The following is a 15,268-nucleotide window of genomic DNA, read 5'->3' as shown; positions in this document are numbered from 1 at the left end:
GTTTAAATAAGGGCTGATAAAGCTTTGCCGTAATCGCATTTTGTGCCCGCAAATATGCGGCCATTACCGGAAAAATTTAAAAAATTTGCCTGTGCGGTTGGCAGCCCCGCAATCCTGACGGATAATACAGCATTCTTTCGACCCGATCAAAACCAATGATATGAGGTAATCGAATGTCCCTTACCCGCAGAAATATCTTCAGCCTTGCCACGGCTGCAACACTCACCGGCCTTGCTGCGCCGCAGATTTTAACCCGTGCGGCCTTTGCTGATGTACCGCTTTCCGGTGTCACATCACCCGATTTTCACCGTTTCATGCTCGGTGATTTTCAGATCACAGTCTTGCTTGATGGCCTGCGCGCCGGTGAAGCCCCGCAAGAAACCTATGCCATCAATCAGCCGGAAGAAGCGGTTGCAGACTTGTTGAAAGCCAATCTTCTGCCTGCTGATCGTTTCGTCAACGGATTTACACCGACACTGATCAATACCGGCTCAGAACTGATCCTGTTTGATACCGGCATGGGTGCCGCTGCCCGCGAAAACGGACAGGGAAAATTACCGGCAATGATTGAAGCTGCCGGTTACAAACCGGAACAGGTTACAATTGTGGTACTCACCCATTTCCACCCTGACCATATTGGCGGGTTAATGGAAAACGGCGCTCCCGCCTTTGCCAATGCGCGCTATGTTACAGGTCAGGCAGAATATGATTTTTGGACCAGTCCTGACCGCGCAGGCACACCGGCCGAAGGCGTGCAGAAAATTGTTCTCGCCAATGTCAAACCGCTGGCAGACAAAACCAGTTTTCTTAAAGACGGAGATGCTGTTGTTTCCGGTATTACGGCACTTGCTGCTTTCGGCCATACACCCGGTCATATGGCTTTCCGCGTTGAATCCGGCGGTAAGCAGATCATCCTGATTGCCGACACGGCCAATCATTTCGTCATCACATTGCAAAGACCGGAATGGCATGTGGTTTTTGATGCCGACAAAGAAATGGCGGCTGCAACCCGCAAGCGCATCTTTGATATGATCGCTTCGGAACGCCTGCCATTTATCGGTTATCATATGCCGTTTCCGGCTATCGGCTATTTGCAGGCGATGGATCAGGGGTACCGGTATGTTCCTGAGAGCTATCAGCTCGATTTATAATAAAGAACAAGAGCTATCAGCTCGACTTATAGAGGCGCGCAGCAAAATAAATCACGCTGTTTCGCATCAACAGCGTGATTTTACATGAAATAGGTAGCGATGCGCTTGCCTTCCACATCCTGCACTTTGAACACCGTGCCATAGATGGATTCCAGCACCACAGGACAAACGATTTCTTCCGGCGTACCCTGACAGAAGAGCTTGCCGTGCTGCATTGCAACAATATGGTCGGAATAGCAGGATGCGAAATTGATATCATGCAGCACAACGACAACCGTCTTGCCCAGATCATCCGCCGCTTTGCGCAAGAGTTTCATCATCTCGACAGAATGTTTCATGTCGAGATTATTCAGCGGCTCGTCAAACAGCGTATAATCCGTATCCTGACACAGCACCATTGCCACATAGGCACGCTGACGCTGACCACCGGATAATTCGTCAAGGAAACGATCAGCCAGATCATTCAGGTTCAGATATTGAATAGAACGCGCCACGAATTGCGCATCTTCTGCAGTCGGCCTGCCTTTGCTGTAAGGATAACGGCCAAAAGTCACCAGATCGCGCACGGTCAGGCGCGCGGTCATGTGATTTTCCTGCCGCAGGATCGACAAACGCTTGGCCAGCACATCGCCGGCGGTACGCGCCACATCCATATTGTCCACCAGAACCTGCCCTTGATCAGCCGGAATAAGGCGGCTTATCATCGACAGCAGCGTGGATTTTCCCGCACCATTTGGGCCGATAATTGATGTGATACCGCCGGATGGCAATGTCAGGGAGACATCATTCACCACCAGAGTTTCGCCATAGGTTTTACTGACGGCTTTGACCTCGATCATCGGGCAACTCCTCGTACCAGCATCAGAATAAAGAACAGACCGCCGACAAATTCGATCACAATGCCTAATGCGGTATTGAAAGCGAAAACGCGCTCGAGAATGAGCTGCCCGCCGACAAGAGCAATCACAGCCAGCAGCACGGCAGCAGGTATTGTGTAACGGTGACGGGTAACCGGCATAATCATATAGGCCAGATTGGCCACCAGCAGTCCGAAGAAAGTGACGGGCCCCACCAAGGCAGTGGACACCGAAACCAGCACAGCCACCATCATAAGAATGATCATTGTTGTGCGCTTGTAATTAATACCCAAGCCGATGGCTGTCTCGCGCCCAAGTGACAGAATGTCGAACCGGTGGCCGATACGCCATGCCGCGACAGAAACCAGCCCGACAACAAGGGATGAGAGGCCGAGCAGCTGACTGTCAATCGTGTTGAATGATGCAAACAACCGGTCCTGCAACACCACAAAATCATTCGGATCGATAATCCGTTGCATAAAGCCGGTGCCGGAGCGGAAAAATACGCCGAAAATAATCCCTACCAGCATCAAAAGATGCAGCGAGCGTCCCTCACCGGCAAACAGCCAGCGATAGAGCAGACCGGAAAAACCCATCATCAAAGCGATTTCAACCAGAAACATCAGCTTCGGATTGGCCATTGAAACCGCATGAGCACCCAGCGAGAACACCAGCACCGTCTGCAACAGCGCATAAAGCGCGTCAAAGCCCATGATCGAAGGTGTGAGAATCCGGTTATTGGTAATGGTCTGAAACAAAACCGTCGACAAAGCGATGGAATAGGCCACTAAAATCATGGCCGCGAGCTTGGTGCCGCGAAACGGCAAGACAAAGCTCCAGCTACCCTTTGCGCCAATGGTCATGAAAGCCGCCATCGCAATCAGCGCCAATGCACCAAGCAAGATCAGCCGTTTCACAGCGCTTCTGCGATTGGCCGGATTTTCAACCGGCAATGTGCCTTCACTGCGCACCGGATAAATTGTTTCATGCACCACGGGCGGACTTCCTTAAAACGAGATACAGGAAGAAGGCACTGCCCAGCACGCCAAGAATTGTACCGACAGGAATTTCATAAGGCGCGTTAATCGTGCGGCCGATCATATCGCAGATCAGCACCAGCCCTGCGCCAAGCAGCGCAATCCACGGCAGCGAGCGGCGCATACTGTCGCCCATCACCATGCTCACCACATTGGGCACAATCAGCCCGAGAAACGGCACAATACCAACAGTCGTCACCACGCAGGCCGTGACCATGGAGACAATGGTCAGCCCCAAAGTCATCACGCGGCGGTAATTCAGACCGAGATTGGTGGTAAATGCCTCGCCCATACCCGCAACAGTAAAACGGTCAGCGGCAATATAGGCGGCAATCGTCAGGCCGAAAGACAGCCATAACAGCTCATAGCGCCCGCGCAGTACGGCAGAAAAATCACCCGTCGTCCATGCGCCCATGGATTGCAGCAAATCAAAACGATAAGCAAAAAATGTGGTGATTGCCGAGATCACACCGCCGAGCATGATGCCCACAAGCGGTACAATCACCGGCGAGCGCAGCGGAATCTGACGCAAAATCAGCATGAACAGCGCAGTGCCTGCGAGTGCAAAACTGGTTGCCACCAGCATTTTGCCAAAGACCGGCAGACCGGGTGCAAGAATCATCACGGTGAGAATACCGAGAGAAGCAGAATCCACCGTACCGGCCGTTGACGGCTCTACAAAGCGGTTGCGTGCCAGAATTTGCATGATTGTGCCGGAAACAGCCATGCCTGCACCGGCAAGGATCAGCGCAAGCGTGCGCGGAATGCGGGTCTCCACCAGTACGAATTGCGCACGCCGTGCGGTCTCATCGCCGAACAGGCTTTGTAAAGACACGTCACTCACCCCGATAAACAGACTTATCAGGGCAAGAAGAACCAGCAGGCATGTTGCAGCGATCAGTTTCACAAGGCGGCAACCGTTCTAGGTGCATCCCAAAAACGGAACAGGACGCACAGACACACAACAAGCTATTCCGCAGACAGAGAGGCTCTGACAATTGCGGTCAGCGGCGGGCATAATACAGGACAAACAAAAGGCAGCAGTGACAATGCATTGCCGCCTTTTTTGATATCCTTGCAGACAATCCGGATGCTTTAACCTGAAAGAACCGGCGGGGTAAAGTCAAAACACGACATATTTACTCCGCTTATCCGTAAAGCCGTCCGGAATCTTATTTCCGCAGGCTTATTTCTTTAAACCGGCAATCAGTTCATCGACAATATTGCCCATTGAGGTCAGACCGCTGGCATTGAGATACCATGCGGAACCGTCCAGATAGATGACCTGCTTGTTCTTCCAGGCATTGGTCTGGGCAACCACAGCATTGTCGAGGAATTTCTCGGCAGCCACACCTTCACGGCCGATCGCTGCGTCACGGTCGATCACATAGAGCCAGTCTGGATTCTTTTCGAGGATATATTCGAAGGAGATCGGCTGGCCGTGACCGCCCGGCTTGATATCATCAGCAGCAGGCTTCACACCGAGATCGTCATAAAGCACACCAAAGCGCGAGCCCGGACCATAGGCGCTGATCTTACCGCCGGTTGTCAGAACCAGCAGACCCGTACCTGCTTTTGCAGTCAGCGCTTTCAGTTCGTCTTTTTTGGCATTCAGCTTGGTCAGCGCATCTTCAGCTTCTTTGTCTTTGCCGAAAATATTGGCCAGAGTGCGAACATTGTCTTCCGAGCTTTTTACGAAATTTGCAGCATCGGCAGTGAGGTCGATTGTCGGCGCGATTTTTGCCAGTTCAGCATATTTGGCGGCGGAGCGACCACCAACAATAATCAGATCCGGCTGCGCAGCGTTGACAGCTTCATAATCCGGCTCAAACAATGTACCGATCTTGATATATTCATCGGCATCATATTTGGTCAGGTAATCCTGCTTTTTGATGGTCGGAACACCCAGAACCTTAACGCCCAATGCATCCAGCGTATCAAGGGATGAAAGGTCAAAAGTGATAACCTTCTGCGGAACATCCGGCAGTTTGGTTTCACCCTGTGCGTGTTTCACGGTGACTTCACCGGCAAGAGCCGCGCCTGCAAACATTAGGGCACCGGCAGCGATGCTTGCGAAAAGTCCTGTCATCCGTTTCATTGCTTTTCCTCTTCAATAGCCTGATTTATCCGGCAGATTTTCGAAATTTCACGTATCAGTCTTCAACATGGTCATGGCCGCCGATACGACCCGGACGCCAGTAACCTTCAGAAGCGATCTGCTCACGGGTCAGGCCGCGCGAGATCAGATTCTGGCGCTGCTTGCGCACATTGCTGGTTTCACCGATCAGAATGGCATGGCCACGGCCATGCGGCAGCATAAAGCCGGCAACCGCCTCTGCCATCAGATCGCTCGGACCGGCTTTCTGATCGCCGCGATGCAGCCATGTGATCTGCGTTGCCGACAATCCTTCGCGGACATCATTCAGCGCGATCTGCGAGGCCACACTGTCCACCTCGATCAGAACATGCATCTGCGCTTTTGCAGGCATGGTTTCAAGAATATGGAAAATCGCCGGAATGCAGCATTCATCACCGGTAATCAGATGCCAGTCAGCATCCTCACGGAAAGATGCGCCACCGCGCGGACCACGTACACTGATCTTGTCGCCGATCTTGGCATCACGGGCAAAAGCCGGTCCGGGTGTCAGATGTGTACCGTCGCCATGCATGAAAAAATCCACATCCAGCAGGCCTTTTTCTTTATCAAGACTGCGGATTGTATAGTCACGACGGCCAAACTCGCCATCGCCGGTCGGCAGCATCATCACAATGGCCTGTCCTGCACGATAGGTGAAGTCTGCAATATCCGGTGCGGTAAAAGTGACACGGCGCATATTGGCCGGAGCATCCGCCACAGCGGTTACAGTCAGTTCCCACTGACGCAGTTGCGGACGGCCTGTTGGTGCCTGTGGTGTCTGTACTGGCGCAGTTTGATCCGGTGTCATTTGCATATTCACTCCCTATAGGCATTCAGAGCGCCGTAGCCCAATGGGGCGTACAAAACTCGCTACACGGCAGGCAAACATCATTTCTGACGATGCCTCATCGCTTTGCCTTATGCTATAGATAAGTGGATAAAAGAAATCAACTTTGTATTATCTTATCCGGAGCTTTTCACCGGCATATCCGGCTGCACCAGTCGCGCGAGGGCTGCAAGCAGGTCGGTTTGCGAGATCAGCCCCTGCACATGGTGATCCTTATCAACAATAATCACCGCATGAGAACGGCCATTGGTGAGCACTGGCAAAAGACTCAGAGCCGTATCCTGCGGCTGAGCCACAGGCGGACTGGTCATCAGCGTTGCAACAACCCCTTTGCCTTTCAGCAATTCACGCAAGCCCACTGTGCCAAGCAACACATTGCGATCATCAACCACCGGCAGCGAGCGGATATTATGCCGGAGCAATAATGAACGGGCATAATCATCCGTATCATCCGCTTTCACGGACACAACGTGGCGTGACATGATCGACGCGCAATCGGGCCCCGCTTTACCCGCCGCATTGTTACGCATGACAGACTGCATCTCGATCTGCCGCAGCAAGACTTCCAGATCTTCACGGCTGATATCGAAACTCTCCTGCATTTCAGACAACGCAGCATCAATATCAGCGGAGGTCGGGCCGCCGCGCATTTGTGTCGGCGTATCCTGCGTCTGGTGCGGATTAATAACCGGTATTGTGTGCGGATAAGGGCGTCTCAGCAGCCTGTGAAAAACAATGCCGAACAACACCACAATCGCAGAATCCAGCGCCACCGGCGTAAAAGGAAACAAGAAGCCCGCCTCGGTCACCGTATGGCCGCCGATCACGGCAGTAAGCGCAATCGCTCCGCCGGGCGGATGCATGGCACGTGCCAGCGACATGGCAAGCACGGACAAAGAAACCGCCAGACCGGCCGCCAGAAACGGCTCTTTCACCAGCTGATAGACAATAACGCCGATCAGGGCTGAAATCGTATTCCCGCCGATAATTGCCCATGGCTGCGCCATCGGACTGGTCGGAACAATGAAGAGCAATACGGCCGAGGCACCGACCGGTGCGATCAGAAATACATAATGCGTGGTGTGGTCATAGAGCCATGCGCTGACCATGCCGGTCACAACAACACAGAGCAGAATACCAAGACTGGCAATCAGTCGGGAACGAAAAGTTGCACCGGCCAGCAAGGGCGCAAAAAGACGGTCTGCCGTGCGTTTCAGACGGCTGCCGTTTTTTTCAGGCGAGGACATTTGAGAAAACCACTATCACATTTCGGGCTGAACGTGATTAGCAGTCATAGACCCTAATAAACAGACAAACCAGAGATAACTGACTAAGAATCTCCGCTTTAATGGCTGAAAATCCTGCGGAATTGCGTAATTTGCGCAAATGGTGCCGAGCGTACTTTGCCGAATTTGCTGCCATCCACCACCAGATAAGAGTCCATCGCGCGGGCAATTGCCATCTGTTTGACTGGAATCTCATGGAAATGTGAACAGGTCACGCCATGTTCATCATGCACACCGCCAGCCGAGATAAAGGCCTTATTGATGATAATCTTCTTCAATGTCTCAATCCCCTCCTCACCGGAGAAAGAGGCTGCGGAGCGGTGGAACAGGCCGCCCAGCACAATCAGGCGTACATCCTCGCGGGATGACAGGATTTCCGCAACATTGAGCGAATAGCAAACAACCGTAACAGACTTATTCTCTGGCACCAGACGCGCCAGATGCGGTGTGGTCGTACCGCAATCGATGAAAATCGTGTCATGTTCTTCAATCATCGCGGCAGCTTCCGCGCAAGCCTGCGCCTTGGCGCCTGCATGACAATCACTTTCGTGGTCAAGACTGTAATCGCTGTGACCATTATTATCCTGCGCAGAGAAAATATAACCGCCAAGGCAGTTCAGCCCCTTGAGCACATCACTATCCGAGCGCGCCAGATCCCCGCCGTTGAGATCCCGCTGCGCCATATCACGGCGGATGGTCATTTCAGAAACACCGAGTTGCGCTGCCGCATCCCGCAAACGCATCACACCTTGTTTTTCCATCAATGCTGCGAGTTCAGTGAGACGCTCGTCTCTGCGGCTGGTTCTGCTCAAGATTCTCCCCCTTTTTGAATCATTTTTACTCTCCCACCTACAAAAAATAGTGCGTTGCGTGAAGCGGCAGTCTTTGCAGACTTGACACATTAAATTATTTAGTGAAACGATCCAAACATAATGATCGGATACTAACAATATAATATCCGTCTTATTGTCAGATAATTTTCCCAATCCAGGATACTGGCCGGAGGGTGACGGGAATTATCGGACAACAGGATGTTTAACAGGTAGGGTTTCTCAGGGAGGATCGCGTGAAAAAACTTCTCGCTTCTGTTGCAGTTGCAATGTCCATCGCTATGCCATCCGCTTTCGCGGAAGGTGTAATCGACACATCCAAGGTCAATAAAGACCTCATCACCACAGCCAATGACAAGAAATATACCATTGCGACCGTTGTTAAGGTCGATGGTATTGCATGGTTCGACCGTATGCGTGACGGTGTGGCTCAGTTTAAAGATGAAACCGGCCATGACGTATGGATGGTTGGCCCAAGTCAGGCTGATGCGGCCGCTCAGGTGCAGATCGTTGAAAATCTGATCGCACAGGGCGTTGACGCTATCACCATCGTACCGTTCTCGGTTGAAGCGGTTGAGCCGGTTCTGAAAAAAGCCCGCGAGCGCGGCATCGTGGTTATCTCCCACGAAGCATCCAACATTAAAAACGTCGATTATGACATCGAAGCCTTCGACAACAAGGCTTACGGCGCCAATCTGATGAAACAGCTCGGCGAATATATGGGCGGCAAAGGCAAATATGTTGCCACTGTCGGCAGCCTCACCTCGAAGTCCCAGATGGACTGGATTGACGGCGCTGTAGAATATCAGAAAGCCAATTTCCCGGAAATGTCGCAGGCAACCGAGCGTCTGGAAACCTATGACGATGCCAATACCGACTACACCAAGCTGAAAGAAGCAATGACCACCTATCCGGACATTACCGGTATTCTGGGTGCGCCGATGCCGACTTCTGCCGGTGCCGGTCGTCTGATCGCTGAAGGCGGTCTGAAGGGCAAAGTCTTCTTCGCAGGAACAGGTCTGCCATCGGTTGCCGGTGAATATCTGAAGAATGACGATATCCAGTATATCCAGTTCTGGGATCCTGCTGTTGCCGGTTATGCCATGAACATGCTGGCTGTTGCTGCTCTGGAAAAGAAAAACGACCAGATCAAAGCCGGTCTTGACCTCGGCCTTGCCGGTTACAATTCTCTGCTCGCTCCGGATGCTGCACAGCCACATCTGCTCTATGGTGCAGGCTGGGTTGGCGTAACCAAAGACAACATGGCTGAATACGACTTCTAATCTGTAAAGAGCCGGAGGCGGTAACAGGCTTGTTGCCGCCTCTGTTTTTACCGGAGCAGACTATGTCCAAATTCAATCATGGATATCGCTCTGGTTTCTTTAATGGCCGCATATCACAGATGTCCGAATTGATCCGGGTTGGCTGTGAAATGCTCCAGCTCTGCGGGAACACATCCGTTCTGTCACAGGCAGGAATAATATGACTGAAAATTTGATAGAACTGCGCAATATCGGCATGCGCTTCGGGGGTGTTAAAGCCCTTGATGATGTGTCGCTGACCATCCGCCGCGGTGAAATCCATTGCCTTGCCGGTGAAAACGGCTCCGGAAAATCCACAATCATCAAAGTGATGTCCGGTGTTTACACACCGCAGGACGGCGAAATCCTGTTTGACGGCAAACCTGCCGGCAAGCTCAATCCTGTCAAATCCGTTCATCACGGCGTTCAGGTGATTTATCAGGACTTTTCCCTGTTCGGAAATCTGACTGTTGCCGAAAATCTGGCGCTGAACACTTTCCTGATTGAAGGCCGTAAAACCATCAACTGGAAACAGGTTCGCGAACTGGCACAGAAGGCGCTCGACCGCCTTGATGTAAAAATTAATCTCGATGCAAAAGTCGACAGTCTGCCAACCTCGGGCAAACAGATTGTTGCCATTGCCCGTGCGGTCATGGCCGATGCGCGCCTCATCATCATGGATGAGCCGACGACAGCGCTGACCCGCCATGAGGTGGATGCACTCTTCAAGATTGTGCGCGATATTCAGGCACAGGGCATTGCCGTGCTGTTTGTCAGCCACAAAATGCGTGAAATGCTGGAAATCAGCGAGCGCCTCACCGTATTCCGCAACGGTAAGAAGGTCGCGGAAGGCCCGATCAGTGATTTTGACGAACCGGCAATTACCCGCGCAATGACCGGTCTGGATCTGAAACCGGACAGCTATGTCTGGCAGGCACAAGAACAGAGCACACAGCCGGTGCTTCAGGTTGAAGACCTGAAAGCCAAAGATTCAGCGACCGGCAATGTGCTGCTCGACGGGGTAAACCTGTCGCTCCATGCCGGTGAAATTGTCGGTATTTCCGGCCTGATCGGCTCCGGTCGTACAGAGCTCGCTTTGTCGCTGTTTGGTATGCTCCCGCAATGCACCGGAAGAATGCAGCTGAACGGCAAAACCATTCATCCGAAATCAGTGCGTCAGGCCATTGATCTCGGTATTGCCTATGTGCCGGAAGACCGCCTCACGGAAGGTCTGTTCCTCACCCAGTCGATTGAGCGCAATATTATTGTGACCTCGCTGGATAAGATGGTGAGCGGCCTCTTCATCAACCGTAAAAAAGTCGATCAGGTCACGAAAGAAATGTTCGACGCCATGCAGATTGCAGCACCGGGTCCGCATACACCGGTCAACCATCTGTCCGGTGGTAATGCGCAGCGCGTGGTGCTTGCCCGCTGGCTTTTGACCGGCGCGAAAGTGCTGATCCTCAACGGCCCGACGGTTGGTGTGGATGTGGGCTCCAAAGCGCAGATTCATGCGATTATCCGCAAACTCGCCAAGGATAACGGCCTCGCTGTTCTGATGATCTCCGATGATGTGCCGGAGCTGGTGCAGAATTGTAATCGTGTTGTCGTGATGCATCGGGGCAAGCTGGTGGATGAATTGTCCGGCAGTGCCATGACTGAAGATGCCGTCAATGACCGGCTGAAGACACTGAACTGAGGAACCGGTCATGAAGTTCTATCAAACAACAGAATTTATCATCGCCTGCGTTCTGCTGCTGGCCATGATTACTATCGGCTTTATCAATCCGGCCTTCTGGTCGCTGGACAATATGTTTGGCCTGCTGCGTTCCAATGTCGTGATCGGCATTATGGCGCTCGGCGTGTTGCTGGTGATGATCTCCGGCGGGATTGATGTGTCTTTCACCGCTTTCGCGATTGCGGCCATGTATCTGACCGTTAAAGCCATGGTCGCCATCGGCTATGACGGTGTGGTTATTCCGTTTATCGCGGCCACGCTGATCGGTCTGGCACTCGGCGCTTTCAACGCGGCGATTATTTACAAGTTCCGTATGATCCCGCTGATCGTGACACTCGGCACCGGCTCCATTGTGCGTGGTCTGGTTCTTGGTCTGGTCGGCACCAGTATCGTCAACATCAACAAGATGCCGAAAGAGCTGATCGAATTCGGCAAGACCGACGTCGTTTCTATGACCTCGGCCACCGGTACGAATTTCGGCCTCACGGCGATGGTTCTGGTCTATCTCGGCATCGCGCTGCTCATTCATCTGATGCTGAAATATACAATGATCGGCCGCTCGATCTATGCCTATGGCGGCTCGCCTGAGGCAGCAAAACGCGTTGGCTTCAGCACCGCCAAGACCATTTTCGTGGTCTATTGTGTGGCCGGTGCGCTGGCCGGTTTTGCAGGCCTGCTGCATTCCTCGATGATCTGGCTTGCCAATCCGCGTGACTTTACCGGCCTTGAGCTGGAAGTGATTGCAGCGGTTGTGCTCGGCGGCGCGTCGATCTTTGGCGGACGCGGCTCGGTGCTTGGCACTTTGCTCGGCGTTTTCATGCTGGTGATGGTCAAGAACTCGCTGATCATCATGAAAGTCGACACCACATGGCAGAAAGTTGTCGTTGGTCTCATCATCATCATCGCCACGGCAATTACCGCATGGCGTGACCGGAAAAATCTGGTGTGAGCGGCGGGGATAAAGATATGAAAAAAGATATTGATACGCGCCGTTTCCTGAGCCCTGCAAACATGGATCGCAACATCCTGCAGCTGGTGATTATCACCGTGCTGGTTTTTGCTGCCATGAGCTGGCTCAATCCGGATAAATTCCTGCGCTATTACAACTTTGAATCGATCAGCTACATCATGCCGGAACTCGGCATTCTGTCGATTGCCATGATGATCGCCATGCTGACCGGCGGTATTGATCTGTCGGTTGTGGGCATCGCCAATCTCTCCGGCATTCTCGCCGGTGTCTATTTTCACTCCACCATGGTGCAGGCCGCCCAAAATTCCGACAGCAATATGCTGTTCTATACGGTGATTGGTGTGCTGCTTGCCTTGCTGGTGGGACTGGTGGCAGGGCTGGTCAACGGGATACTGATCGCCAAATTGCGCATCACGCCAATTCTCGCCACGCTTGGCACCGGTCAGGTGTTTATGGGGCTGGCACTGGTACTCACCGGCGGCCCTGCGATTGTCGGCTTTCCTGATGCATGGAACATGATCGGCAATGGCAAAATCTTCGGTATTGCCACACCTTTCATCATCTTTGTTGCCGTGTCCGGTCTGATTGCGCTGCTGCTCAGCCGCACCACCCTCGGCCTCAATCTGATGCTGATCGGCACCAATCCGAAAGCTGCCGTATTTGCAGGTCTGAAAAAAGACCGCATGATCCTCTATTCCTATATGCTCACAGGTATGCTCGCCTCGCTGGCCGGTATCATCCTGTCTGGTCGTACCAATGCTGCAAAATCCGATTACGGTGCATCCTATCTGCTGCAGGCCGTGCTGATTGCCGTACTCGGCGGCACCAATCCGGCTGGCGGTAAAGGGCGTGTGCTGGGTGTGGGTATTGCACTTGTTGCACTGATGTTGCTGTCATCTGGTTTCCAGATGCTGCGTTTCTCCAATCATCTAATTGATTTCATCTGGGGTGCATTCCTCATTCTGGTGATTGCAATCAATGCATTCCGCAATTCAGACAGGTAAAGCCATGCAGGATATTTCCGTTCATCTTCGCCGTCAGGATTTCACCGACAAGCCGCATGAAATTGCTTCATCGGATGGTCTGACCGTTACTGCATTCCGCTACGCCACCGGCGTTGAAGCACTGATGATTGAAAATCAGCGCGGCCATCTGATCGTTCTGCCCTATATGGGGCAGATGGTCTGGGGTGCGGAATTTGACGGCGTTGACCTGACCATGGGCAACAGCTTTGCCATGCCTCGCCCTGCCAAAACCATTGCCGAGACCTATGGCTGCTTTGCCTTCCATTCCGGCCTGCTGCGCAACGGTGTGCCATCAGCACAGGATACCCATGCCGCGCATGGCGAAATGCCATGTGCCAATATGGATGTTGCAGGGCTTATCTTCGGTGAGGATGAACAGGGCGCCTATGTCGAAGTGACAGGCGAATATGAATATGTGATGGGCTTTGGTGCGCATTATCTGGCACGCCCGTCCGTGCGCCTTTATGCGGATGACACATTATTCGACATCGAAATGGACGTGGAGAACCTCTCCTATGCCCCGATGGAACTGATGTATATGTGCCATGTCAACTTCGCCTATGACGAAGATGCCCGTATCATTCAGCCGACATCCTTCTCGCCGGAAGATACTAAAGTGCGCACCGCCGTGCCTGCCCATGTGACACCAAATCCTGACTATCTGGCGCTGATTGACGAGCTGGCCAAAGACCCGTCCGTCATGGAAGTGCTGGACGATCCTGATCGTTACGATCCTGAGCAGGTTTTCTATCTGCGCAATCTGAAACAGGATGAAAACGGCACCATTCATCAGATGATGAAACTGGAACAGGGTGAGGCTTTTGCCATCTCCTATCCGGCGGCAGATTTCCCGAAATGCGTGCGTTGGGTTCTGGTCAATGGCGATGCGCAGGTTGCAGCTTTTGCCCTGCCTTCCACCTGCGAACCGGAAGGCTATCTGGCAGAAAAAGCCAAAGGCAATGTGCGCCTGCTGGCTCCGGGCGAACGCGCGACTTTCCCTGTACGCCTCGGCTATCTGGCACCTGCAGAAGCTGATGAATTTGAGCAGATGATCACTGCGCTTTAAGGCACTGATCCGGAACAGCTGATGGTGTTCCGAATAAGATTAAGTGCGGAAACAAAGAGATAGAGTAGTTCTGATGTCGAAAAAAATCGCTGTTGTCGGTTCCAATATGGTCGATCTGGTTACCTATATGGACCGTATGCCGGTTCTCGGCGAAACGCTGGAAGCACCTTTGTTTGAAATGGGTTGCGGCGGCAAAGGTGCCAATCAGGCATTTGCTGCGGCACGTCTTGGTGCCGATGTAATGATGGTAACCAAAGTCGGTGATGATATTTTCGGCGACAATACTATTTTCAACCTGAAAAAAGCCGGTATCGACACCAAACATGTCGGCGTTATCAAAGGCAAATCCAGCGGCGTTGCCCCGATTTTTGTCGATAAAAGCGGCGAAAATTCCATTCTCATCGTCAAAGGCGCCAATGCCGATCTGCTGTCACAGGATGTAGATGATGCCGCAGAAGATCTGAAACAATGCGGCCTGATCCTGATGCAGATGGAAGTACCGGTCGAGACCGTCTACCACACCATCGCCTTTGCAGCGGCCAACGGCATTGAAACCATTCTCAATCCGGCACCGGCTGCGGCTGATCTTGATCCTGAACGCATCCGTCAGGTGTCCTTCCTCGTGCCGAATGAAACCGAACTGGCGCTGCTTTCCGGCATGCCGACCTCGACAGACGAAGAGACTATTGCTGCTGCCCGCTCGCTGATTGCCAAAGGTATCCGCACTGTCATCGTAACCCTCGGCGGTCGTGGCGCACGTCTGGTGACAGCGGATGATGTAGTCAATATCGCACCGGTCAAAGTCACCCCGAAAGATACAACCGGCGCAGGCGATGCCTTTATCGGCTCTTTCGCACGGTTCTATGCTGAACACGGCAATGTGGCGGAGGCTCTGAAAAGCGCCAGTCTCTATGCCGCCGACAGCATTACCAAGACAGGCACGCAGAAATCCTATGCATCTCTCGAAGAGTTTGCAGAGTTCTGCAAAAGCCATAGCTGAACCAGAGCGGTTCCAGCCAATAT

General features: G+C 52.7%; 14 protein-coding genes. 7 read left to right on the top strand and 7 right to left on the bottom strand.

Features of this window, described 5'->3' with window-relative positions; all coding sequences use genetic code 11:
- Positions 1–173 precede the first annotated feature (173 nt).
- The gene (locus BKD14_RS12600; RefSeq protein ID WP_075656514.1) at positions 174–1,151 is read left to right on the top strand and encodes an MBL fold metallo-hydrolase; all 978 of its coding nucleotides are present in this window, start codon (positions 174–176) and stop codon (positions 1,149–1,151) included.
- A gap of 80 nt (positions 1,152–1,231) precedes the next feature.
- On the opposite strand, the gene BKD14_RS12595 is transcribed toward BKD14_RS12600, so the two are convergent.
- The 7 genes from BKD14_RS12595 to BKD14_RS12565 all read right to left on the bottom strand — a co-directional run bounded on the left by BKD14_RS12595 (position 1,232) and on the right by BKD14_RS12565 (position 8,127).
- On the bottom strand, positions 1,232–1,990 hold the full coding sequence (locus BKD14_RS12595; RefSeq protein ID WP_022711980.1) for an ABC transporter ATP-binding protein: 759 nt from the start codon (positions 1,988–1,990) through the stop codon (positions 1,232–1,234).
- The gene (locus BKD14_RS12590) at positions 1,987–2,883 is read right to left on the bottom strand and encodes an iron chelate uptake ABC transporter family permease subunit (RefSeq protein WP_083647156.1); all 897 of its coding nucleotides are present in this window, start codon (positions 2,881–2,883) and stop codon (positions 1,987–1,989) included. The genes BKD14_RS12595 and BKD14_RS12590 overlap by 4 nt, the downstream gene beginning before the upstream one ends.
- Before the next feature lie 109 nt (positions 2,884–2,992).
- Positions 2,993–3,952, bottom strand: coding sequence for an ABC transporter permease (locus BKD14_RS12585; protein WP_022711978.1), 960 nt, complete (start codon positions 3,950–3,952; stop codon positions 2,993–2,995).
- A gap of 279 nt (positions 3,953–4,231) precedes the next feature.
- Positions 4,232–5,143, bottom strand: a complete 912-nt coding sequence (locus BKD14_RS12580) for a siderophore ABC transporter substrate-binding protein (protein ID WP_075656512.1) — start codon at positions 5,141–5,143, stop codon at positions 4,232–4,234.
- A 55-nt stretch (positions 5,144–5,198) separates the two neighbouring features.
- Complete coding sequence (locus BKD14_RS12575) at positions 5,199–5,990, bottom strand: siderophore-interacting protein (RefSeq protein ID WP_075656510.1); 792 nt, start codon at positions 5,988–5,990, stop codon at positions 5,199–5,201.
- 155 nt (positions 5,991–6,145) lie between these two features.
- A complete protein-coding gene (locus BKD14_RS12570) occupies positions 6,146–7,276 on the bottom strand; it encodes an HPP family protein (protein WP_075656508.1) in 1,131 nt (376 codons plus the stop codon).
- A gap of 98 nt (positions 7,277–7,374) precedes the next feature.
- Positions 7,375–8,127 (bottom strand): DeoR/GlpR family DNA-binding transcription regulator, encoded by a 753-nt coding sequence (locus tag BKD14_RS12565; protein WP_075656506.1) that lies wholly within the window; start codon positions 8,125–8,127, stop codon positions 7,375–7,377.
- Between the two features lie 254 nt (positions 8,128–8,381).
- Here BKD14_RS12565 and BKD14_RS12560 point away from each other — a divergent pair, with 254 nt between their 5' ends.
- From BKD14_RS12560 to rbsK, 6 genes are all read left to right on the top strand, one after another.
- A complete protein-coding gene (locus BKD14_RS12560; protein WP_075656504.1) occupies positions 8,382–9,428 on the top strand; it encodes an autoinducer 2 ABC transporter substrate-binding protein in 1,047 nt (348 codons plus the stop codon).
- Positions 9,429–9,627: 199 nt separating this feature from the next.
- Positions 9,628–11,145, top strand: a complete 1,518-nt coding sequence (locus BKD14_RS12555; protein ID WP_075656502.1) for a sugar ABC transporter ATP-binding protein — start codon at positions 9,628–9,630, stop codon at positions 11,143–11,145.
- Positions 11,146–11,155: 10 nt separating this feature from the next.
- Positions 11,156–12,133 (top strand): ABC transporter permease, encoded by a 978-nt coding sequence (locus tag BKD14_RS12550; RefSeq protein WP_022709626.1) that lies wholly within the window; start codon positions 11,156–11,158, stop codon positions 12,131–12,133.
- Positions 12,134–12,150: 17 nt separating this feature from the next.
- Positions 12,151–13,158 (top strand): ABC transporter permease, encoded by a 1,008-nt coding sequence (locus tag BKD14_RS12545; protein ID WP_028233306.1) that lies wholly within the window; start codon positions 12,151–12,153, stop codon positions 13,156–13,158.
- A 4-nt stretch (positions 13,159–13,162) separates the two neighbouring features.
- On the top strand, positions 13,163–14,245 hold the full coding sequence (locus BKD14_RS12540; protein WP_075656500.1) for an aldose 1-epimerase family protein: 1,083 nt from the start codon (positions 13,163–13,165) through the stop codon (positions 14,243–14,245).
- 73 nt (positions 14,246–14,318) lie between these two features.
- Positions 14,319–15,245: a ribokinase gene (rbsK, locus tag BKD14_RS12535; protein ID WP_075656498.1), complete on the top strand. Its 927-nt coding sequence runs from the start codon at positions 14,319–14,321 to the stop codon at positions 15,243–15,245.
- Positions 15,246–15,268 lie beyond the last annotated feature (23 nt).

It is taken from the genome of Pseudochrobactrum sp. B5, from assembly GCF_001939785.1.
Classification (GTDB): domain Bacteria; phylum Pseudomonadota; class Alphaproteobacteria; order Rhizobiales; family Rhizobiaceae; genus Pseudochrobactrum; species Pseudochrobactrum saccharolyticum.
This window is presented reverse-complemented; position numbering and strand designations above follow the sequence as displayed.